This is a genomic window from Xenorhabdus anantnagensis, from assembly GCF_028598555.1.
GTDB classification, from domain to species: domain Bacteria; phylum Pseudomonadota; class Gammaproteobacteria; order Enterobacterales; family Enterobacteriaceae; genus Xenorhabdus; species Xenorhabdus anantnagensis.
In genome coordinates this window covers 11,092-33,176 of sequence record NZ_JAQRFN010000032.1, presented here as the reverse complement: position 1 = coordinate 33,176, position 22,085 = coordinate 11,092, and the positions used below count along the sequence as shown (strand labels likewise).

20 protein-coding genes are annotated in these 22,085 nt (G+C 41.2%); 4 read left to right on the top strand and 16 right to left on the bottom strand.

Going from position 1 to position 22,085, the window contains the following annotated elements; genetic code table 11:
• The 9 genes from PSI14_RS17345 to fkpA form a co-directional block, all read right to left on the bottom strand.
• The coding region (locus tag PSI14_RS17345; protein ID WP_273575387.1) for a GTP-binding protein at positions 1 to 242 on the bottom strand (242 nt) is incomplete at its 3' end.
• Between the two features lie 69 nt (positions 243 to 311).
• A complete protein-coding gene (gene fusA / locus PSI14_RS17340) occupies positions 312 to 2,420 on the bottom strand; it encodes an elongation factor G (protein WP_273556704.1) in 2,109 nt (702 codons plus the stop codon).
• Positions 2,421 to 2,527: 107 nt separating this feature from the next.
• Positions 2,528 to 2,998, bottom strand: coding sequence for a 30S ribosomal protein S7 (gene rpsG, locus PSI14_RS17335; RefSeq protein ID WP_273556705.1), 471 nt, complete (start codon positions 2,996 to 2,998; stop codon positions 2,528 to 2,530).
• A gap of 98 nt (positions 2,999 to 3,096) precedes the next feature.
• A complete protein-coding gene (gene rpsL / locus PSI14_RS17330; RefSeq protein ID WP_010848548.1) occupies positions 3,097 to 3,471 on the bottom strand; it encodes a 30S ribosomal protein S12 in 375 nt (124 codons plus the stop codon).
• A 179-nt stretch (positions 3,472 to 3,650) separates the two neighbouring features.
• Positions 3,651 to 3,938, bottom strand: a complete 288-nt coding sequence (gene tusB, locus PSI14_RS17325) for a sulfurtransferase complex subunit TusB (protein ID WP_273577113.1) — start codon at positions 3,936 to 3,938, stop codon at positions 3,651 to 3,653.
• Positions 3,939 to 3,957: 19 nt separating this feature from the next.
• Positions 3,958 to 4,317, bottom strand: coding sequence for a sulfurtransferase complex subunit TusC (gene tusC, locus PSI14_RS17320; RefSeq protein WP_273577111.1), 360 nt, complete (start codon positions 4,315 to 4,317; stop codon positions 3,958 to 3,960).
• A 99-nt stretch (positions 4,318 to 4,416) separates the two neighbouring features.
• Positions 4,417 to 4,812, bottom strand: a complete 396-nt coding sequence (gene tusD / locus PSI14_RS17315; protein ID WP_273577109.1) for a sulfurtransferase complex subunit TusD — start codon at positions 4,810 to 4,812, stop codon at positions 4,417 to 4,419.
• Entirely contained in the window at positions 4,812 to 5,489 is a 678-nt protein-coding gene (locus PSI14_RS17310) for a helix-turn-helix transcriptional regulator (protein WP_370688881.1), read from the bottom strand. The genes tusD and PSI14_RS17310 overlap by 1 nt, the downstream gene beginning before the upstream one ends.
• A gap of 612 nt (positions 5,490 to 6,101) precedes the next feature.
• Entirely contained in the window at positions 6,102 to 6,881 is a 780-nt protein-coding gene (gene fkpA, locus PSI14_RS17305) for an FKBP-type peptidyl-prolyl cis-trans isomerase (protein ID WP_273577105.1), read from the bottom strand.
• 252 nt (positions 6,882 to 7,133) lie between these two features.
• On the opposite strand from fkpA, the gene PSI14_RS17300 reads away from it, so the two are divergent.
• The gene (locus tag PSI14_RS17300) at positions 7,134 to 7,352 is read left to right on the top strand and encodes a SlyX family protein (RefSeq protein WP_273555666.1); all 219 of its coding nucleotides are present in this window, start codon (positions 7,134 to 7,136) and stop codon (positions 7,350 to 7,352) included.
• Positions 7,353 to 7,503: 151 nt separating this feature from the next.
• Here the strand turns inward: PSI14_RS17300 and slyD are convergent, their stop codons facing one another.
• The 4 genes from slyD to kefG all read right to left on the bottom strand — a co-directional run bounded on the left by slyD (position 7,504) and on the right by kefG (position 10,794).
• Complete coding sequence (gene slyD, locus PSI14_RS17295; RefSeq protein ID WP_273555665.1) at positions 7,504 to 8,034, bottom strand: peptidylprolyl isomerase; 531 nt, start codon at positions 8,032 to 8,034, stop codon at positions 7,504 to 7,506.
• Between the two features lie 167 nt (positions 8,035 to 8,201).
• The gene (locus PSI14_RS17290; RefSeq protein ID WP_092519499.1) at positions 8,202 to 8,405 is read right to left on the bottom strand and encodes a YheV family putative zinc ribbon protein; all 204 of its coding nucleotides are present in this window, start codon (positions 8,403 to 8,405) and stop codon (positions 8,202 to 8,204) included.
• A 14-nt stretch (positions 8,406 to 8,419) separates the two neighbouring features.
• Entirely contained in the window at positions 8,420 to 10,228 is a 1,809-nt protein-coding gene (gene kefB, locus PSI14_RS17285) for a glutathione-regulated potassium-efflux system protein KefB (protein ID WP_273555664.1), read from the bottom strand.
• Between the two features lie 2 nt (positions 10,229 to 10,230).
• Positions 10,231 to 10,794 (bottom strand): glutathione-regulated potassium-efflux system ancillary protein KefG, encoded by a 564-nt coding sequence (gene kefG / locus PSI14_RS17280; RefSeq protein WP_273555663.1) that lies wholly within the window; start codon positions 10,792 to 10,794, stop codon positions 10,231 to 10,233.
• Positions 10,795 to 10,981: 187 nt separating this feature from the next.
• Here kefG and PSI14_RS17275 point away from each other — a divergent pair, with 187 nt between their 5' ends.
• A complete protein-coding gene (locus tag PSI14_RS17275) occupies positions 10,982 to 12,943 on the top strand; it encodes an ABC transporter ATP-binding protein (protein ID WP_273577104.1) in 1,962 nt (653 codons plus the stop codon).
• Positions 12,944 to 13,051: 108 nt separating this feature from the next.
• Here the strand turns inward: PSI14_RS17275 and PSI14_RS17270 are convergent, their stop codons facing one another.
• Positions 13,052 to 13,417 (bottom strand): DUF3969 family protein, encoded by a 366-nt coding sequence (locus PSI14_RS17270; protein ID WP_273555661.1) that lies wholly within the window; start codon positions 13,415 to 13,417, stop codon positions 13,052 to 13,054.
• Between the two features lie 790 nt (positions 13,418 to 14,207).
• Here PSI14_RS17270 and PSI14_RS17265 point away from each other — a divergent pair.
• Together PSI14_RS17265 and PSI14_RS17260 are read left to right on the top strand one after the other, a co-directional pair.
• Positions 14,208 to 14,933 (top strand): Thoeris anti-defense Tad2 family protein, encoded by a 726-nt coding sequence (locus PSI14_RS17265; RefSeq protein ID WP_273577102.1) that lies wholly within the window; start codon positions 14,208 to 14,210, stop codon positions 14,931 to 14,933.
• Between the two features lie 431 nt (positions 14,934 to 15,364).
• The gene (locus tag PSI14_RS17260; RefSeq protein WP_273577100.1) at positions 15,365 to 16,093 is read left to right on the top strand and encodes a Thoeris anti-defense Tad2 family protein; all 729 of its coding nucleotides are present in this window, start codon (positions 15,365 to 15,367) and stop codon (positions 16,091 to 16,093) included.
• Between the two features lie 307 nt (positions 16,094 to 16,400).
• Here PSI14_RS17260 and PSI14_RS17255 read toward each other — a convergent pair whose 3' ends face one another.
• Positions 16,401 to 17,291 carry a LysR family transcriptional regulator gene (locus PSI14_RS17255; protein ID WP_273577098.1) on the bottom strand — a complete coding sequence of 297 codons (891 nt, stop codon included), beginning with the start codon at positions 17,289 to 17,291 and terminating at the stop codon, positions 16,401 to 16,403.
• Positions 17,292 to 18,453: 1,162 nt separating this feature from the next.
• Positions 18,454 to 21,789 (bottom strand): inverse autotransporter beta domain-containing protein, encoded by a 3,336-nt coding sequence (locus PSI14_RS17250; RefSeq protein WP_273577096.1) that lies wholly within the window; start codon positions 21,787 to 21,789, stop codon positions 18,454 to 18,456.
• Positions 21,790 to 22,085: the final 296 nt, after the last annotated feature.

Below are 22,085 nucleotides of genomic sequence, written 5' to 3'. Positions count from 1 at the left end.
TCAACGTGTGCGTAGTGACGAGTTGGGGTATCGTACTCTACGTGAGAAGTAGAGATGGTGATACCACGCGCTTTTTCTTCAGGTGCATTATCGATCTGATCGAATGCACGAGCGCTACCGCCGTAAGTTTTCGCCAAAACGGTGGTGATTGCAGCAGTCAGGGTAGTTTTACCGTGGTCAACGTGGCCGATAGTACCAACGTTAACGTGCGGTTTTGAACGTTCAAACTTTTCTTTAGACACGACTCTATTCCTTAATACCGCTCCCCCGTCACAGAGAAGAGGGAGCTAAAATATAGTAAACTCGAAAACTTATCTAGATTTGCGAGCTTCGATAATAGCCTGAGCGACGTTGCTCGGCGCTTCGTTGTACTTCAAGAACTCCATGGAGTAAGAAGCACGACCTTGGGTCTGAGAACGCAGGTCAGTAGCATAACCAAACATTTCAGACAATGGTACTTGAGCACGAACAACTTTGCCCGTAGCTACATCATCCATACCATCGATCATACCACGGCGACGGTTCAAGTCACCGATGACGTCACCCATGTAGTCTTCTGGTGTTTCCACCTCAACTTTCATGATAGGTTCCAGCAGAACTGGTTTCGCTTTCATGAAACCTTCTTTAAATGCCATGGACGCAGCAATTTTAAAGGCGATTTCTGAGGAGTCAACATCATGGTAAGAACCATCGAACAAGGCAACCTTAATGTCAACGATTGGATAACCAGCCAGAACACCGCTCTTCAGCTGTTCCTGAACGCCTTTGTCAACGCCTGGGATATATTCTTTAGGAATAACACCACCGACGATTTCGTTCGCGAATTCGTAACCAGCACCACCTGCTTCCAGAGGCTCGATGCGTAACCAAACGTGACCGAACTGACCGCGACCACCGGATTGTTTAGCGTGTTTACCTTCCTGCTCAACAGAAGCACGGATAGTTTCACGATAAGCAACCTGAGGTTTACCTACGTTCGCTTCAACGTTGAATTCACGACGCATACGGTCAACCAATACATCGAGGTGCAGTTCACCCATACCTGCAATGATAGTTTGACCAGACTCTTCATCACTGCTTACGCGGAATGATGGGTCTTCTTGAGCCAGACGACCTAAAGCGATACCCATTTTTTCTTGGTCAGCTTTAGTTTTTGGCTCGATAGCAACAGAGATAACTGGCTCTGGGAATTCCATACGCTCCAGAATGATTGGAGAACCCATGTCACAGAGAGTATCACCTGTAGTTACATCTTTCAGACCGATCGCAGCAGCGATGTCGCCTGCGCGGACTTCTTTGATTTCTTCACGTTTGTTGGCGTGCATCTGTACGATACGGCCAAAACGTTCTCTTTTTTCTTTTATCGGGTTTAGTACGGTGTCACCAGAGTTAACAACACCAGAATAAACACGGAAGAACGTCAGGTTACCCACGAATGGGTCAGTAGCGATTTTGAACGCCAGTGCAGAGAATGGCTCGTCATCGCTAGAGTGACGTTCTGCTGGAGTATCTTTACCGTCTGGCAGAACACCTTTGATAGACTCAACGTCTGTTGGTGCTGGCAGATATTCGACAACTGCATCCAGCATTGCCTGAACACCTTTGTTCTTAAATGCAGAACCACAGGTAACCAGGATAATTTCGTTAGCCAGAACACGCTTACGCAGAGCTGCCTTGATTTCTTCTTCAGTCAGCTCTTCACCGCCCAGATATTTGTCCATCAGGTCTTCTGATGCTTCTGCTGCGGATTCAATCAGGTTCTGATGCCATTCTTGAGCCAGTTCAACCATGTCTGCAGGGATATCTTCATAAGTGAAGGTCGTTCCCTGATCAGCTTCGTTCCAGTTGATTGCTTTCATCTTCAACAGGTCAACAATACCGGTGAAGGTATCTTCAGCACCGATCGCCAGTTGAAGTGGAACTGGGTTAGCAGCCAGACGAGTTTTGATCTGCTCAACAACGCGCAGGAAGTTCGCACCCATACGGTCCATTTTGTTAACGAACGCGATACGTGGAACATTATATTTGTTAGCCTGACGCCATACGGTCTCAGACTGAGGCTGAACACCACCAACCGCACAGTAAACCATTACTGCGCCATCAAGAACACGCATGGAACGTTCTACTTCGATAGTGAAGTCAACGTGTCCTGGGGTGTCGATGATGTTGATACGGTGTGGTTCATACTGTTTAGCCATACCAGACCAGAATGCAGTCGTCGCAGCAGACGTGATGGTAATACCACGCTCCTGTTCCTGCTCCATCCAGTCCATAGTTGCTGAACCTTCGTGAGTTTCACCGATTTTATGGTTTACGCCTGTGTAAAACAGAATACGTTCAGTTGTCGTGGTTTTACCGGCGTCGATGTGGGCACTGATACCGATATTGCGGTAGCGCTCTATGGGTGTTTTACGAGCCATTTTTTCCTCTCTCGTGGGCGTTCAATTTAGAGAACGGGTAGCCAAACAGCTACCCAGAACATATTCACTGCCGATGGATTACCAACAAAGGGATTACCAACGAGGGATTACCAACGATAGTGTGCGAACGCCTTGTTAGCTTCTGCCATACGGTGAACGTCTTCACGTTTCTTCACAGCAGCGCCTTTGTTTTCAGCCGCATCAGATAATTCATTCGCCAGGCGCAGAGCCATCGACTTATCACCGCGTTTACGAGCAGCATCAACGATCCAACGCATTGCCAGAGCATTACGACGAACCGGACGAACTTCAACTGGAACCTGATAAGTAGAACCACCTACACGGCGGGACTTAACTTCCACAGTCGGGCGCACGTTATCCAGTGCCAGCTCGAATGCTTCCAGATGATTTTTACCAGAACGCTGAGCCAGGGTCTCAAGCGCACCATATACAATTGCTTCTGCGACAGACTTCTTACCGTCTACCATCAGGATATTTACAAATTTGGCCAGCAGGTCAGATCCGAATTTTGGATCTGGCAGAATTTTACGTTGACCAATTACACGACGACGTGGCATGGAAATACTCCGTTTCGAATTTCAGGGTTGTCCAAAACTCTACGAGTTTATTTTGACATTAAAGTGAAAAATGTTTGGCCTTACTTAACGGAGAACCATTAAGCCTTTGGCTTCTTCACACCGTACTTAGAACGACCTTGTTTACGGTCTTTAACACCGGCACAGTCCAGTGCACCGCGAACAGTGTGGTAACGCACACCTGGCAAGTCTTTAACACGACCGCCACGGATCAGAATAACGGAGTGTTCCTGCAGGTTGTGGCCTTCACCACCGATGTAGGAAGAAACTTCGTAACCGTTAGTCAAACGCACACGGCATACTTTACGCAGTGCGGAGTTTGGTTTTTTAGGAGTGGTGGTATATACACGCGTACATACGCCACGTTTTTGCGGGCAAGCTTCCAGAGCAGGAACGTTGCTTTTCACAACTTTCGAGCTACGAGATTTGCGAACCAGCTGGTTAATAGTTGCCATTATAAAAAAAGCTCCTGGTTTTTTTGCTTCGTAAACACGGATTTTACCCTCTGCCAGTCATAATGACAAAACAAGAGGACGCGGAATTTTATTGCTGACTTGACGAGGTGTCAAGAAATATACAGTTTTTCTATGCTGGTAAAATGGCTGAAAAGTACAATTCAGATTTACCCGTTAATCTACCAGACAAAATTTTGCTGATGTTTTACCGTTAAGCTAACAAAGCCGTTGTAATCAATCACCATTACACGGTCTGAAACCTGTTCAAACAGTCCTCGTGCCTCTAGGTCTTCCTTCAAAATATAAATGCCTGCCCCTGTACGGGCTAACTCAGTCAAATAGCGATTATCATTGATGCCCAGTAATACACCATTCTGAGTCAATAGAACATCATCTGTATCAGATACAAGGCCAAGCATTGCATTGAAGTCATCATGGTAAGGTGAGCGACTGATAGTATATAACATGTTACCCGCCTGAAATAGATTAAAATTTCAACACAAAATCATAGCCCGCCAGCAATTCTCGAATTGCAGTGGCGGAAAGAAATTCAGCTTCCAGCACAAAATTGCTTGCTGGGCTGCCTCCCCGGATAAGCAGATCGTCCAGGCAAACGTAACATTTATCAATGTCATAAAGAGGCAAGATCTTAAAGGTGGAGATATAATCACGGCTCAGGGCTTTGTCCGGCTGCTGATTGGCCAGCAATTGGAATACTCCATCAGAGATAAAAAATACACCAATCTGTTCAGTCAATGCCGACGTCGCAAGCAGTGCATCCAGCCCTTCCCTACCGGCAGAAGAACCATGAGGGGCTTCAGTAAAAACAAAGGCGATTTTTTTCATCAATACCCGCTATTTCATCGACATCTTACGGAGGCCCCTAATTATTTCCCTAAACTCAGCTGTCTCAAACTAAATTGCCTCAAACTAAATTGCCTCAAACTAAAATTGCATGACACGATCACACAACATCATGGCTTCTGCCAACGATCCTAACCCACTAAGCTTAAACCCTTCAGCTAGATTAGCGGCAGGCAGATTTAATTCGCGGGCTTGCTGTTCATCCACGATACCGCGTCGCAATGCCGCCGCAACACAGATAAACAGATTGCACTGATGTTGGACTGCCAATGCCTGCCAGGCCCTGACCAAATCAAATTCATCATTGGCAGGGGCGACCAATTGACTACCGTTTTGGACACCTTCGCGATAAAAAAACACGCTATGCAGTTTATGACCTGAAGCGATTAACGCCTGAGCAAATTGGTAGGCACTGCTGGCTTGTTGAGTACCGTAAGCTGGCCCAGTGACCAGCAGGCAATAAGACAGTGACGACATTACTTCTCCGAGCTAGCACATTCACCATTTTTAAACTGGCGAATATAGAGATATACCGTATGTTTGGAGATATTCAAACGATCAGCGACCTGATTAATGGCATCTTTAATATCAAAAATACCTTTTTCATAAAGGTTCAATACCACTTGTCTATTTTTCGCATTATTGGAAACATTGCGATCAGCATTCACTTCTTCAATAGTGAATTCCAGCGTTTGTGCCACCAAATCATCCACAGAAGAAGCAAAGTTAACGTTTGAAGCAACTTCATGGGTTTTTTCTGGGATAAAGGTCTGAATAATTTCGGAGAAAGGCACATCAAGGTTCATATTGATGCACAAAAGCCCAATGACTCTACGCCGACGATTGCGGATAGCAATTGTGATAGATTTCATCAACGAGCCACTTTTTGCCCGTGTGAAATACGCTTTAGAAACGCTACTGTCTTCATCCGTAATATCATGCAGCATTCGCAACGCCAAATCAGTAATCGGAGAGCCAATCTTACGACCTGTATGCTCTCCATTAGCTATTCTGACGGCTGAACATTTAAGATCTTCCAGTGAATGAAGAACTATTTCACAATGCCCACCAATCAACATAGCCAGGCCATCAACAGCAGCTTCGTAAGATTTTAAAATTTCATGATCAGTTTCATTAAATGGTTGGTTTTCCATTAAATCAATATCACTATTATCACTAGATATATTATCACCAGTTAATATCGGGGTAGACATGTAATACACCATCCTTCAAATTCAGACTTTGCCTCATCAAAAATTCAGGGCAAGATTTATTATAAAATCAGATTACTGCAACTCAGATTCTACCTCAGTAAACACCTATTGTTGCAGGCAGTTTGAATCTGGACTCTACACAGAAATCAGGGCGTACCTGAAGTACGTGAAAATTTCGAACACAGCCCAAATTCAAAATGGTAAATTAATAGCTTCATGCGATCGGCACTAACAACAAAAAACATTTAAAAATGTTCTATATTCTATTCAGAAGTGTGACGTTAAAACCACATCGAATCGCCGTCAAGCCCTTGCTGAGTATACCGTGAGTATTTATCACAGTATTATGCCTAATCCGCCTGAAATACGAAAAACAATATCTTATTTAATTCTTATATAAATAATAAGCAAACAAATTAATTTTTCTTTATCCAAGCTTATTACTCATCAAATAGAAGTAGACATCAGCAGTAAATCGAAGAGTAAAAGAAACGCGTAATAAAGCAGGAGCCTTAAGCCCCTGCCAATGTTGGCTTTTAATTATTACAGAATTTATTTTGCCTTAGCAGCAGGCTTAATATCCAATAATTCAACATCGAAGACTAAAGTAGAATTAGCCGGGATACCTGGCATCATAGCCTGACCATAAGCCAGTTTAGGTGGAATAACCAATGTGATTTTTCCACCTTTCTTCACATGCTGTAAGCCTTCTGTCCAGCCCGGGATAACACTGTCTACACGAATGGTCAGAGGCTCTTTACGATCATAAGAGCTATCGAAAGCTTTACCATCAATCAAAGCACCTTTGTAGTTGACAACCACAGTATCAGTCTCTTTAGGTGCTTTACCAGTACCTTCTTTTTCAATTTTGTAAAGAAGCCCTGTTTTGGTTTCAACTACGCCAGCTTTCTTAGCAAACTCTTTACGATACTTGACACCTTTTTCACTATTTTCACCTGCTTCTTTTTCTACCTTGGCTCGTACTGCACTTTTCATATTAGAGTCGAAAATCGACAGAGTTTCCTTAATTTCTTGATCAGTCAATTTAGCTTTATTATTTACAGCATCTTCAACACCAGCCAACAACTGTGCTTTTTCCATATTGATGCCGAGCGTTTTATACTCTTTCAGTGCGTTGGTCATATAGCTTCCTAGAGAAGCCCCCAGAGCATAAGAATTTTGCTGTTCTGTAGTTTTAAAAGCACTATTCAGTTTTAGTTCGCTTTGTTTTAGCTCACTTTGAGTTTCAGTGTTAGCAGCCAAGACTTGAGGTACACTAAACGCCACCGCCAGAGTCGTTGCCAGCAGAGTTGTTTTAAACAATGATTTCATCTTATTCTCCAAGAAGTTTGGTGGGTTTATTATCAGCATAGATCACACATAACATTTACTATAACCGCCTGAGGAAACCAATGACAATATTTGCTATACCTCGACCTCGCAATAGCAACCATTGGAACAATATTAAAGTAAAGAGGTTTCGCAAGATCCTATTTCACTGAATTTTTTGAGTATTATAGTGTTAACTTGGCCGAGTAATTGCTCCATCATTTAATTAATTGATCAGAAATAGGAGGAAAGATAATGGAATTATCTGAATTTGAACAAAGATTTGAGCTGCTGGAAACTAAACTGGCCTATCAAGAAGCCACTATTGAAGAATTAAATCAGGAAGTGAGAAAACAGCAGATAGAAACTGACAGGTTGAAAGAACAGCTGAAATTAATGACTGAACGCCTGAAAACTCATCAAACATCCATCATTGCACCCCTTTCTGAAGAAACACCGCCTCCTCATTACTGATATCAATCAGGGAAAACCTCTGCCAAGGAAGGCTCAGCAATAAAGTAAAAAAAAGAGAAGCTTATAATGCGCTTCCCTTTTTCTACAGCTTACTGATTTCTCAGATTACCAACGATTTTCAGTTAGCCCTGATTTATCAGTTAGCCCCGAATTAATGGCAGCTACCGCCGCAGCATCCATGATCGTCATGCTCATGGTCGTGATCACCACAACCACCTTGACCATGCACATGGCCGTGAGCCAACTCTTCTTCGGTTGCTTCACGAATCGCTACAATTTCAACATTGAATTTCAGATTCTGGCCAGCCAGCATGTGGTTAGCATCAACAACCACTTCATCACCTTCTATCGCAGTGATTTCTACTGGGATAGGTCCCTGATCCGTATCAGCCAGGAAACGCATACCAACCTCAAGATCATCCACACCAACAAACACATCTTTTGGTGCACGTTGAACCAGACTATCATCATACTGACCGTATGCGTCATCTGCTTCTACGCTAACATCAAAGCGTTCACCCGCCTCACGACCTTCCAGTGATTTCTCCAATCCGCTGATTAGACCACCGCGGCCATGCAGATAGTCTAACGGTGCGCTCACCGGAGATTCATCAACTAAAACACCATCTTCTGTTCTTACTTGATAAGCCAGGCTGACCACCAAGTCTTTTGCTACTTTCATGACAACTCCTACATACCCGAGAGAGGAAAACTCGTGAGGGAAAATTTTTACAGCTCAAAAAAATGTTGCTGATTGTAACGGAATTCTGCGTCGCTGTACCTAGCGACGGTAAAATTTATCCACAATTTATTATATGTGTACTGATTTATTCTTGTGTGTGTACTGATTTATTGCGGTGTAAAAATCCCAATAATCTGTTCCTGCTCCCTGACATGAGATGCGGCAGCTTCATCCGTTTGCCTCTGTATATGACCGCAATGGACACACTCAACAACATCAACCTTATTCTCCTGCCACATTGCCAATGTATCCTGTGATTGACATTTTGGGCAAACAGCTCCCGCGATAAAACGCTTACGACTTACTGACATAATTTCCCCCAACGCTATTCATGTTCATCCCACCCTTCCGGTCGGCGACGCTCATTAATCATTTCCCGTTCAAACAGTTCTTCCAATTCCCTGCGAGCCTCTTTTATGCGGGATATCTGTGCCAGATCCTCATGCAGATGGGGCATCAATTCACGCAACATACGCATATCTAATCGCCGAAAATGCTGCTGTGCACGCTGTGCCTGATGTGGATGCATACCCAACCTGATCAATGCTTTTCTTCCCAGCTCCAATGCACTGGAAAATGTTTCCCGGCTAAAATCTTTCACTCCGCTCTGCAACAGCTCATGGGCTTCCAAACGCCCTCTTGCACGCGCAATAATATTCAGATGAGGAAAATGTTTCTGACACAAGCGCACAATCGCCACCGTGTCTTCTGGCTCATCACAGGTAATGATGATTGCTCTGGCCTTTGCAGCACCAGCAGCCCGCAACAGTTCCAATTCACTCGCATCACCATAATACACCTTATAGCCATAACGACGCATAGTACTGATTGCACCCATATCGCGTTCCAACACAGTGATACGGATCTTATTCGCCATTAGCAAACGCCCAACCACTTGCCCGAAACGGCCAAAACCGACCAAGATCACCTCAGGATCATTGTCTTCCACAAATGGCTGTTCAGTGTGTTTTTCATGTGTGTTATATCGACGCGCCAAAACACTTTCGATTAATAGCATCACCAAAGGTGTTGTCATCATTGATAATGTCACCACAGCCAGTAAAAGAGACTCCTGCTTCTGATTCAATACCCTTTGCTCAAGCGCCTCAGAAAATAAAACAAATGCAAATTCTCCCCCTTGACTTAACACCCCGGAAAATTGTGCGCAGGGCGATTTTCTTAAACCGGACATCCTGCCAATCACATAAAGTATAAGGCCTTTTATCAATACCAGACCCAAGACACTCAATAAGATATTGAGCCAGTAAGTAAAAAAAATGCTCAAATTCAGCGACATGCCAACAGAAATAAAAAATAGCCCCAACAACAGCCCCTTGAATGGTTCAATAGAGATCTCTAGCTCATGCCGATATTCACTTTCCGCCAACAAGACTCCTGCAATGAAAGTACCGAGCGCCATAGAAAAGCCCAATGCTTCCATAAAAATCGCCGCCCCCAGAACAATCAGCAACGCAGCGGCAGTAAATACCTCCCTGACACCGGATTTCACCACTAACCGGAACAAAGGGCGCAGTAAATATCGCCCTCCCAACAACATGCCTGCAAAAGCGATAATTTTCAGCACAATATGCCGCCAATCACTGGTTGTCACTCCTCCCACCAGCAAAGGGATTGCAGCTAAAGCAGGAATCACTGCCATATCCTGAAACAGTAAGATAGAAAATCCGAGCCTGCCACTTTCATTGTTACTCGTCATCCCTTTGTCTTTCATCAATTGCAGTGCCATAGCCGTAGATGACATCGCAAGGCCAATACCACCAATAACAGCGGCTTGCCATACAAAATTCGCCAAATAAAGGAGTGAGATGAGAACCAGTGCGGTTAAAACCACTTGAGCCATACCGACACCAAAAATCGAGCGCCTGAGCTGCCAAAGTTTTGTTGGATTCAGCTCAAGTCCGATAATAAACATCAGGAAAACAACGCCTAGCTCTGAAAAATCGAGGATTTCATCAACATTCTTGATAAATCCCAGCCCCCACGGGCCAATGGCGATCCCTGCAATAAGATAACCCAGTACAGCCCCGATATTGAATTTCTGGGCAAGGGGAACAGCCACAACGGCAGCGAATAAAAACACGACACTGGCGCTTAATAGCGCTGAAGTCTCCATGATCACCCACCTCCCAAAGATAATGGCGCTTTCAGCCATTCCTGATAAGCATTCGCATGACTGGCAAGCACCTCAGGCCGTTGACGTCTGGCCCAATAAATGATCATTGGCGATAACCAATGCATATGGCACATTGATGCCGTCAATTCGAAAGGCCGGAGAATTTCTTCCATTGGATAAAGATTATATCCTCCTCTCCGGTAAGCATCTTCCGGCTCTCCCGTCGTGATAACCGATCGCCAAAACTTTCCTTTAAGCGCCTGCTCCGCCCTACCAACGAAGTCTCTGCTCAACACGCGATCCATCCATTCTTTCAATAAAGCAGGGCAACTATAAGTGTACAAAGGATGTTGAAAAACAATCACCTTATGCTCGCGCAATAACTGTTGTTCTAAAGAGACATCAATAAAGAAATCAGGGTAAACTCCGTAGAGATCATGAACCGTGACATGCTCTAATTTCTGCGCCAACTGCAATAACATTTTATTAGCAACTGAATTCATCGGTTCCGGATGGGTATATATCAGCAACACTTTAGGCGGCAATATGTTCGGAGATAACAACATCAATCCCTCCAGGACGTGTCAGGACACATATTTTCCGCTACCATGCACGCCAAGCTATTAAATCAAATTGAATAAGTACCCAATACATTTCAAATTGCAGCATGGTGGTATCAACAAAACAGCAACTTGAAAGATGAAAGATATCAACCTAATTATTAACTCAACATACTATATATAGACAACATCTATGATTCTTTTCTCTTCACTGCAAATCCGTCGTGGCATTCGCGTCCTGCTGGACAATGCCAGCGCAACCATTAATCCCGGACAGAAAGTCGGATTAGTGGGCAAAAATGGCTGTGGTAAGTCGACCCTACTCGCATTACTAAAGGATGAACTTCAGGCCGAAAATGGTTCCGTGACATTTCCCAACAACTGGGCTTTGGCTTGGGTGAATCAGGAAACGCCAGCTCTGGAGACATCGGCGCTGGAATACGTAATTGATGGTGACCGCGAATTCCGGCAACTGGAACAAAAACTAAAAATAGCCAACGAACAAAATGATGGACACGCCATTGCCCATCTTCATGGCTTGCTTGATACCATTCAGGCATGGACAATCCGCGCACGAGCAGCCAGCTTGCTGCACGGATTGGGTTTTTCCCAAGCTCAGCTAGAACTCCCTGTACGTTCATTTTCCGGTGGCTGGCGCATGCGCCTCAACCTGGCACAAGCGCTGATTTGTCGTTCTGACCTGCTATTGCTCGACGAACCGACCAACCACCTTGATCTGGATGCCGTTATCTGGCTCGAAAAATGGCTGAAAAATTATACCGGCACCTTGATCCTAATTTCCCACGACCGCGATTTCCTCGATCCGATCATTGATAAGATTCTGCACATTGAACAACTGAATCTATTCGAATATACCGGCAACTATTCCTCCTTCGAACGGCAACGCGCCGCCAAGCTCGCCCAGCAACAAGCGCTATACCAAAGCCAACAGGAAAAAGTGGCACATTTGCAGAGCTACATTGATCGTTTTCGTGCCAAAGCCTCTAAGGCTAAACAGGCTCAAAGCCGCATCAAAATGCTGGAACGCATGGAGCTTATCGCTCCCGCCCATGTCGATAATCCTTTTCATTTCAGTTTCCGCCAACCGGACAACCTGCCAAATCCGCTTCTGAGCATGGAAGAAGTCAGTGCAGGTTATGGTGAAAAAACTGTATTGAATTCGATCAAATTAAATCTTGTACCGGGTTCACGAATCGGTTTGTTAGGTCGCAATGGCGCGGGTAAATCCACGTTGATCAAATTGCTGGCCGATGAGCTTGCACCCCAGCAAGGAAAAATCGCTTTATCAAAAGGGATTAAACTGGGTTACTTCGCACAGCATCAGTTGGAATACCTGCGGGCAGATGAATCGCCATTACAGCATTTAGCCCGAATAGCGCCACAAGAGATGGAACAACAACTGCGGGATTATCTGGGTGGATTTGGTTTTAAAGGCGATCAAGTCACCGATCCGAGCGGGCGTTTTTCCGGTGGAGAAAAAGCCCGATTAGTACTGGCTCTGGTTGTCTGGCAGCGCCCTAATCTCCTGCTGCTCGACGAACCGACCAACCACCTTGATCTGGACATGAGGCAAGCACTGACTGAAGCACTTATTGATTTCGAAGGTGCTCTGGTCGTCGTATCGCATGACAGGCATTTACTGCGTTCTACCACAGATGAACTGTATCTGGTACATGATGGCAAAGTAGAAGCGTTCAAAGGTGATTTAGAAGATTACCAGCAATGGCTGACCGAGCTACAACGCCAGCAAGTGCGTGACAGCCAAGAAAAAGAACGAACAGATAGCAATGCGTCAAACACCAATGAATCAAACAACAGCACGCAAAATTACAGTGCCCAAGAGCGTAAAGATCAAAAACGGCGTGAAGCTGAATTTCGCAATCAGACTCAACCACTACGTAAACAACTTACAGCTCTTGAAAAACAAATGGAAAAATTGAGTACTGAATTGGCGGGATTAGAAGAAGAACTATCAGATAATACGCTTTACGAAAATCATCGTAAGGCTGAATTAACCGAATGCCTTCATCAGCAGACACAAACAAAGTCCAGGCTCGAAGATATTGAAATGGAATGGTTGAATATTCAGGAACAAATCGAGCAAATGGCCGAAGCATTTAATGCCAGCCAATAAATTAATTTTGCAAATGATGTCACCCGCTTTGAAATGACTAAACAAAACGGGTGACTGTCGATCGTGTTTGAGCTAATAATTTAAGTTGATACATTACAGGCCGCTAGCTTACTTTCTATTGAGTACGTTAACTTCTTTGTTTACTAATCTTCCAACTTCTTTGCTATTTTTGATAACTGATAACGTCTCTTCTATCAATGCATTAATAGATTCTGATAGAAAAGCGGGGCGTATACTTTCTATATCTTCAAGTTGACATCCTGTTTCAATAATCTCAACTAATGCATCAACATCACTTAATGCATCAGATACTTTTGTTTTCTTCAATAACTTGGCAATGTAAGGCATGAATATAAATCCTTCTGCCTCCTCAATAGATATGAGTTCTTTATCAAGGGAGTACAGTACTCCTAAGATTACAAAGCTAACAAATTTACCTGCGTGTTTATCTTGAATACGATAATTAAAATCCATGATTGCTACTCCAATTCATCCAATAGATATTCGTTTTTTATCATGAAAATATGGTAACCCCAAATTTAATTATAATTAAATCCGACTATTTTGATTACTCCAGCGATAATAAAATTTTACATCAAATACCGGACTACCACTTTGATGGGCAAAATAATGAAGAGATACTTTTTTCTGTCAACCACGCCATCGCGATAGACTTTAAACCATTTTCCTTTTTTTTTCTTTTCTTAGATCATGCAATAAAACCTTATCTTTAATAGAACTTTTAGTTATACTCTGACTTAATATCAAGCATTATATAGATACTCAAATAAACGAAATTAAAACCAGAACCGATTTATTTCGAATAAAAGATAAATAAAATTCTCGCTATCGGAATTCCGATATCGGAACAAATTCAAGTAATTCAGTTAAGCTGGATAACTGATCGGAGTCGGTCACTATCTTATATTTCTGTTAAATAAATATGTTAAGTTGGTTTTTGGGTGATATGGTCAACCCCCGAACCCCATAGATAAACCCATATTCTCCGTTTTCAGACAATAGTTATCATCTGGCTAATGGCTGACATGGCATTTATCAGCAGCAAACTTCGAATTTACAACTCAGAGAATCGCACACTCGACCAATAGACAGATTTTATAATACATAGCCATATTTTAATGCGTATTAGTTCTGATTATCTGTATTAAATTGAGATAAAAACCCACCCTAGGTAAAATTGACTAGCGATTTATCAGTAGGATGAAATTACCTTGAACTTTAACGAACTCTAAGTGAGGGATTTATGTCTGAAGTTAATAAGCCAGAGAGTAGCGCTGACCTCAAGTGTCCGTTTAATCCTGACCAATACAATTTATCTGCACCAGTTGGTTCTTTTCCCTGGGCATTAAGTCAAATGTTTTTAGGAAATAAGTTACATCGCAGTGATTGGGCTCCTAATACATACGTTTACCATTCCGATGCGACAAAGGATAGACCTCTTTATATATCAAGCTTAGGTAAAAATTGCGACTATCCCTGGTCGCCAGAACAACAAGACATGATAGCGTGTGATTGGACATTGCTGAAGCCGGAGACGGGGAAACCTATTCTGTCTTTTCTAATAGCATCACGCAAAAGCCAAAGAGCTCTTAGTTGGGGCGGGTCTAGTTGGGGCTATTATGGAAACAATATCTATTTCCTTTTTGGTGGCTTACATATAAATCAGAATACAATAAACATTAAGCGTATGATGGAATTCTATTGGACTGAACCGGCGAATTTTATTTCTTTGGCATTCACAACTGATAACAACAAAAAAATCAGCCAGGATATATATAATTTAATGAATAATAAGTACCTTTATGTAACTGTTGGTAGTAACACGTCCTATAATTTAGGTCAGACAGGAATTTGGGGTACTACCAGTTATTTCTCTGTTAAAATTAAGGGCGCTGAGGCACAAAAATTAGGTGCCATATTGAAACAAGAGTTCACCCCCTTTTTCTCTCTAACTTGGCGTGATAACTAAGCCCCCAAAATCTACACCCTAAATTCAAGACTGCGCACCCAGCGTGGTCTTTTTCTTTTCATGGCATTCCCATGGAAATAACCCTTATTGCGTTAATTTCGCTGTGTGTATCAATGAATTTTTTTTGGGTGATATGGTCAACACCTCAATCCCCATAAATAATCCTATGTTCCCCGTTCTCAGACAATAGTTACCTTCTGACTAATGGCTGATATGGCATTTATCAGCAGCAAACTTCGAATTTACAACGCAGTGAATCACACACTCGACCAATAGACAGATTTTATAATACATAGCCATATTTTAATGCGTATTAATTCTGCCTATCGTTATTAAATTGAGATAAAAACCCGCCCTCGGTAAAATTGACTGGCAATTTAGCAGTAGGATGAAATTACCTTGAACTTTAACGAATAATAAGTGAGGGATTTATGTCTGAAGTTAATAAGCCAGAGAGTCGCCCTGACCTCAAGTGTCTGTTTAATCCAGAGCAATACGATTTGTCTGCCCCAGTTGGTTCTTTTCCCTGGGCATTAAGTCAAATTTTTTTAGGAAATAAATTACATCGCAGTGATTGGGATTCTAATACATACGTTTACCTTCCCAATGCGACAAAGGATAAACCTCTCTATATTGCAAGATTAGATAAAGATGGCGACTATCCTTGGTCTCCAGAACAAAAAGACATGATGGCGTGCGATTGGGCGTTGCTGAAGCCGGAGCACAAACCTAATCCAGATAATTGCATGCTGTCTTTTGAGATCACTTTAGGCTACAACGACAGAGAAGAGTGGGGGTATTTACAGAGTAGCTATGGTTCTTTAAAGATACTTCAGAATACAACAACAAAGATTGAGGATGTTTCCTCGTTCTCTTGGGATTATTATATGGAGAATTCTGAGAGTAATATTTATTGTTCCTTCTCGAGTTATAAAGACAAAAAAAGTGCGCAGAGTGTAAATAATTTACTGAATAATAAATACCTTTATGTAGTTGTTGATGACATAACCTATAATTTAGGTCAGACAGGAATTAATTCCACTAGTTATCCCAATAAATTCAGTATTAAAATAACTGGCACTGAGGCACAAAAAGTAGGTGCCATATTGCAACAAACAGGTCAAACCAAGCGCTTTTCCTTAATTTGGCGTGATAACTAAATCCCCAAAATCTACCTCCCGAATCCAAGGCTGCGCATCCGGCGTGGCCTTTTTTTTCATGAAGCATTCCCAATTAAATATCCATTATTCCATTTAATTGGGAACGCTGACAGATAACGTTCTCGTTTGCCGATTAAATGATAATTTTCAAATCCTGAAACCGGCATCTTCAAGTTAAGCGGGTATATACGTTCTCATTTTGCACTCCTTACTGAGAAAGTTTCTTTATAATTTATACCTTAATCTCCATAATAATATAGAAATTAAATAACAAATATCCTAAGGAAAACAGCAGTAATTTTCTGACTTATACACTAGCAACCAACGTAGAAAAACTTTCTGCGTCGTCAAGCAGATGATCGTCTATTGATTTCCCCCAAACCACACCGAGATCAATTTTTTTATCTGTTTCAACAATTTCCAACAAATTCATATAATAATCAGGAATCGAACTAATAATTCGTTCAGGAACAAAGGCATAATAATTATTTTTTGTCACCATCTCAATTATCAACATGATATCATTTGTCTTTAATAATAAATTCATATTGTCACCGGTATAAATAGGAAAAACATTAAGGAAATTCGTTAACTCAATTACCTCATTTTTTTCTGATGAATTTGCCAGAGCAATCCCATTGCCATATTTACTTAAAGCTATCCTGAACTTAGATATCAAGTTACTCTTTTTTCTAAAGATAAAAACTAACCGTTCTGTAAACGTCTTTTTAGGCTCTAACTGCGCAATGGATGCCATGGGTATCACAGCAACATGTAACATTCCTGCATTCAATAAACTTATCTGCTGCTCAACAGACAGCCCGGTCACCAATGCTAATACAACATTTCCTTTATTCCCCGCAATCTGTTTCTCTATTTGAGAATAATTATGGATAGGAAAACATGAGCCAACATATAAATGCCTGACCAAATCTTCTTTTGAATCAAAATGAACCTGACTTTTGAAGCGTTCATAGTGCGTTAAAAACTTTCTGGCATTTTCCAGTGTCTTATGCCCAAAATCTGTCAATCTTGTTCCATTTGGCCCCCTTGTAAATAGTGAAGCACCAAGAATATCTTCCAACCCGTGTATTTTCTTCGTCAAGGCCGGCTGAGAAAGATAAAGCCTCTCTGAAGCCTTATGATAATTAAGAGTCTCAGCCAAAACGATAAAAGCTTCAAGATTGCGTATATCCATGTTCTTTCGCCCAATGATTGTTAAATAACTACAAAACATCACAGATTCATGGTGATAGCATTTTAACTTAACGTTTTGCCAAAGGTTTTATCTGGTCAACTGTCAAAATGTTAATTAACAAAATGTTAGTTAATAAGGGTACAATAAGCAAAAGATTTATTATTACGCATTAATTACGTAAAGAAATAATACCAAATGTAACTAACACAAAATTTACATTTTATAATACAAATTAAAATGACCTCTTGTTATCCACATTTATACCCTTCATCTTCCAAGTTACGTCTCTGTTTCCAGTGATATAACCTGAAATTTATCGGGCATACAAATCTCCCTTCATTAAAATAAACCTACTACTGGCTATGTTATATGTCCTAAAATTAGGCTATCATCAAGAAAAAATAATGAACAACAAGTTATCAATTGATAACTTTCATTTATTGGTAACCCATTGATGGAAATACCAAAAAACCATGAAAGTTAAAATATCATACTAAGAAACTATTGTGTGAATAATTTAATTCTTAGATACAAAGAAAAGCATATATAGCTGACTTACTCGTATAGTGAAATAAATAGCAGATAATTCATATCCATTTTATTATTCCCCCTTGATCAAATCTTTACTTTTATGGCTATTTTAAAACTTACTCTTGTTACGTGTTAATAATGATTTGCTTTAATTAAAAGCACTATATCAAATATAATGATAATAATTTTCACCATCATAAAACGAGTATAAAACTCACTCATAAATATAGCATTGATAAATAACAGTACGTGTAATGGCAGGTTTTTAGTGCGTTGTTATTGATAAAATCCATCTAATCTTATTACAAATTATGAAGATTTTTGATATCGGAATATTCTGTATTGGTATGAGATTTTGTGGAGCAACCGTGCTGAAATTTATGTACCCAAGGACAATTTCACGTTAATGAATTAACCAGCTCAGTGTTTAAAAACCTTCATATAAATTAGAAAAATTATATTGATACTTTATTCCATTCTATACATATCCTAATTTCAAATTATTTCTCCGTTAACGTGTCACCAAACATCCTTCATTTAATCATTACAGGAGAATAAAATAAAAATATTATCACACATTAAAAAACACAGGCTCAATATTGAGCCTGTGTTTTTATTACTATAAATTGGTTTATTGTTCGTTTAATAAACAAGCAACCGGTGAGTTATTGGCAGGGTCGCGAGTAGTATCGCCGTTTTTAAAATTGATTGCTTCAAATTCATTTGAGCCCTCCTTCAGAACATTTATGGAGGTATCATTAGGTTGGTATGGCCCCTTTATTGAAACGGTAAAGAAACCCCAATCCACCACATCTATGAATTCATTCAATAGCGGGTCTGTATCTGCTTGACCATCAACGCTCCATACATCAACATCTCTTACATCCTTAAGCCCGTCTTTTCTGGAGCACTCTTCACCCTTAACCTGATTGATCGTCTTCTCCGCCTTTCCCATCAGCAGGAACCAACGAACAGGTTTCCAATTGTATTCGTATGCGGTCACCTCGAATGTCAGCTTATTCTCTATCCTTGCACTGAACTTCCGCTCCTTCAGTCCTACGAACTCTAACTCGTCTTTAGGTGTGATATTGAAAGAAATTAAGCCATTATTCTTATCTATGAAATGTTTACTTAAAGAATCGTGTTTATCAGCTGTATAGGTAACTTTAAATTCATTACCATTAACTGGCAGGCTCTTGCCCTCCTCATCATATAAATATGCTTGTAGCGAGTTGAAAACATTACTAGGCCCATGTTCATGGATTCCAAAAATACGATTTTTTGCCTTCTGATCTTTATTAAACACATAAAGCTGCGCAAGTTTCGGAACTGGCTCGAAGATTATACTATCAGGATTACTCAGGGCGACTTCCTGCCCACCCTTTGAATCACTCGTAGGTAATTTAATTTTCGGTATAACGCCACGCCCATTCTTCAAAATACTTATTTTAGATGTCATGTTGGCATACAGCTCTCCTTGTTTATTTGTTGTTGACGATTCAAGCGTGAATGTGAATTTATCGTTAAAATTATCGACGTTAGTTGTCCACTGTATTTGGCTAGGATCAACACTGAGATTTTCTGCCGGACCACCAGCTGAATAATTAACAGTTATCTTCAACTTAGCCTGATCGTCCCCATCCGCCTTGTAATTATTCGTATTGGTATTGGTATTGACCAATTCAAACGAAGAAACTTTAATATCATTAAGTCCTGCTTTAAAAGATATTGGAGGTGACACAATATTTACTGTCTTACCACCATTCTTCTCTGTGAGGATAAGCTCTATCACTCCTGGTTCGGTTTCTTGGGTACTTTCAAAAGTGAAAGTTATCGTATCCCTAATAGATTTATCAGCAGGCAGTACTTCGACTAGCTTGAGGCCAGGGTACTTTTCCTTGTCGAGGAAGGTTATGTTCCTAGTGTAAGTTGAATTAAACCTATTCTCACTATCCGGGATGTTAACAGTAACCTTATACTTCATACCTGCCACAGCCTCATATTCCTGCGCTCCTGTCCAGGTAATACCACTTGTTGCAGGATCATCTTCGGTGAACTCTACAGGTTTAGTAGCAGATGCTGTCTTAACACCATCGATTGTCACTTCAACAGTGATATCTTTTGCAGCTTTATCACTGATTAAAGTCGCTGATATTTGACCGTTATCATCTGTTTTATCAGTTTCTTTCTCACTTAGCCATTTCACGCCCGGCGGAAGGCCACCCTTAACGCTCCACTTAACTTTCACCTCTTTATCTTTCAGAAGGTTACCAGCTGCATCAGTTATAGTTGCGATAAAAATGTAACCCTCGTTTTTACCAACCACCAGTGGACCGCTCTCTTTAGTTTCAACCTTAACTGTATACTCAGATTCAGCGACCTGAGCGAAATCGAGACTATCGATGACTTTTGTTTGAGGCATTCCGTCCATTGTCAGGTAAACCTTCACATCCTTAAGCAGTTGTGTACTGCTTACTGTTGCCTCTAACTGCCCTTTGTCATTCGTTGTGTCACTTTGCACCCATTCCACTTTGTCAGTGTTAGGCTCATCGACAAACCACTGCAAATTACTGACTTTCAGTTTAGCAAGGGGGGCCTTATCTTTTGTACCGTGAGTGATGGTCGCCAGCAATTTGTAGGCCACTTCATCAGTCTTACCGGTTTTAACCACCTCTTTCGTCACATCTTCTTTTAAAACAAAAGGCTCAACTTTGACGGTTATCTTGCTGGGTTTAGATTCGTTGCCACTGCTGTCTTCCGCCGTAAAACTGAGCTCATAGGTATTATCAGTTTTAGGGTCATATTTTGGCAGTGTCAGCCCGATAGGGTTCACGCCTTCAGTAATCCCACCGTTGTTCTCACGGAATAAATCATTTGACTGAAATTTCAGTTTCGCGTCCTTAGGTGTGACAGTGGCATGTATCGGAGCCCACCTTTGGTAGCTATATCCCGTAATATTCTGTTGATGAATATTCAGCAACACTTCTTTTTCACCTTTCTTACGGTAATCAAGAACAATCTGGTTATTTCTTTCCACCAAATCGTAGCGGCTGCCTGCCAATGTACGCATAGATGCAACGCTATCTGATGATAGCTGGGCTTCAAACGGTACGCCGAATCTGTAATTAAGGTTGGTTTGGAACAGCGTTTCACTGTGTCCGCCGCTGCCGAGTTTATAATCAACTCCCATGGTCACCAGTGGAACAGGTGTATAATTCACCCCAAATCGAGCCAGACTTGGGTCTTTCTGCTTGGTATCACGATTGAACAAAGCGACTTGATCGCCAAAATACTGTTCATAGGCTAACTTACCGCCAATATTCGGATAAGCAGGCAGGAAGAATTCACCATTGATGTCAAAGCCGTTGGCAGGGCGTTCTTCCCATCCTTTTTCGTGCGGTGAATCATGCCAGTCACTCACACGCCAATAAGTATTGGCAGAGAACTTGGCATAGTCTGTCCATGCCTCACCCCCTAAACCGATACGTTTATTATTACCCGTGACGTCAAAGTCATAGAAAGAATTTAATCCATACATCCAGCTTGGTGTAAAATAACGCCCACCAAATCCTAAATTCAGAGTATGTCGGCTGTCTTTATTGCGATAACCCAATTGTGAGAAAAATAGCCAGTCGGACTTGTTATCGTAAAGTGGTAACAATAAGTCCAAAGATCCATTATCTAATTTCCCTTTTCTATCCATAGAAAAATTAATTTTGGCTGTACCAAATTGCGATAGCCACTTTTGTGTTTCACCGTTTACTGCGCTATTTATTTTCCCCAGTGCATAAGATTTAGCTTGTTCAGTAAGCTCAGACGGTGATGATGACAACACATTACTAACCGTTTGAATATTTCTGGCAATCAAACCCGCTGTTTCATTTTCCTTGTCATTGAGATTATTTTCACTCTCCTGATTTTCTAAGAATTTTTTTTGCGATTGATGTTCATATTTTTTCCCATCCACAGCGAATGCACTCAATGATGTGAGTGGAAATATAAGTATCGAATATATAAAGACTAAAAACCTAACGAACTTTTTACTAATATACGAGTCCATATATGAGTACCTCATAAAATATGGTTCTTTTCCAGCAATTAAGCATTGATGTCCAAATTTAGAGAAAAAAATAACACTTACACACACTTAAAATACATTAGGAAACTTTTAGACAAAGTGCTTAATGAAATATTCTTATCGCCTGATAAGAAATGGTTATCACATATCGAATAGAACTCCATTTACCGGAGCTAAAATTTAAA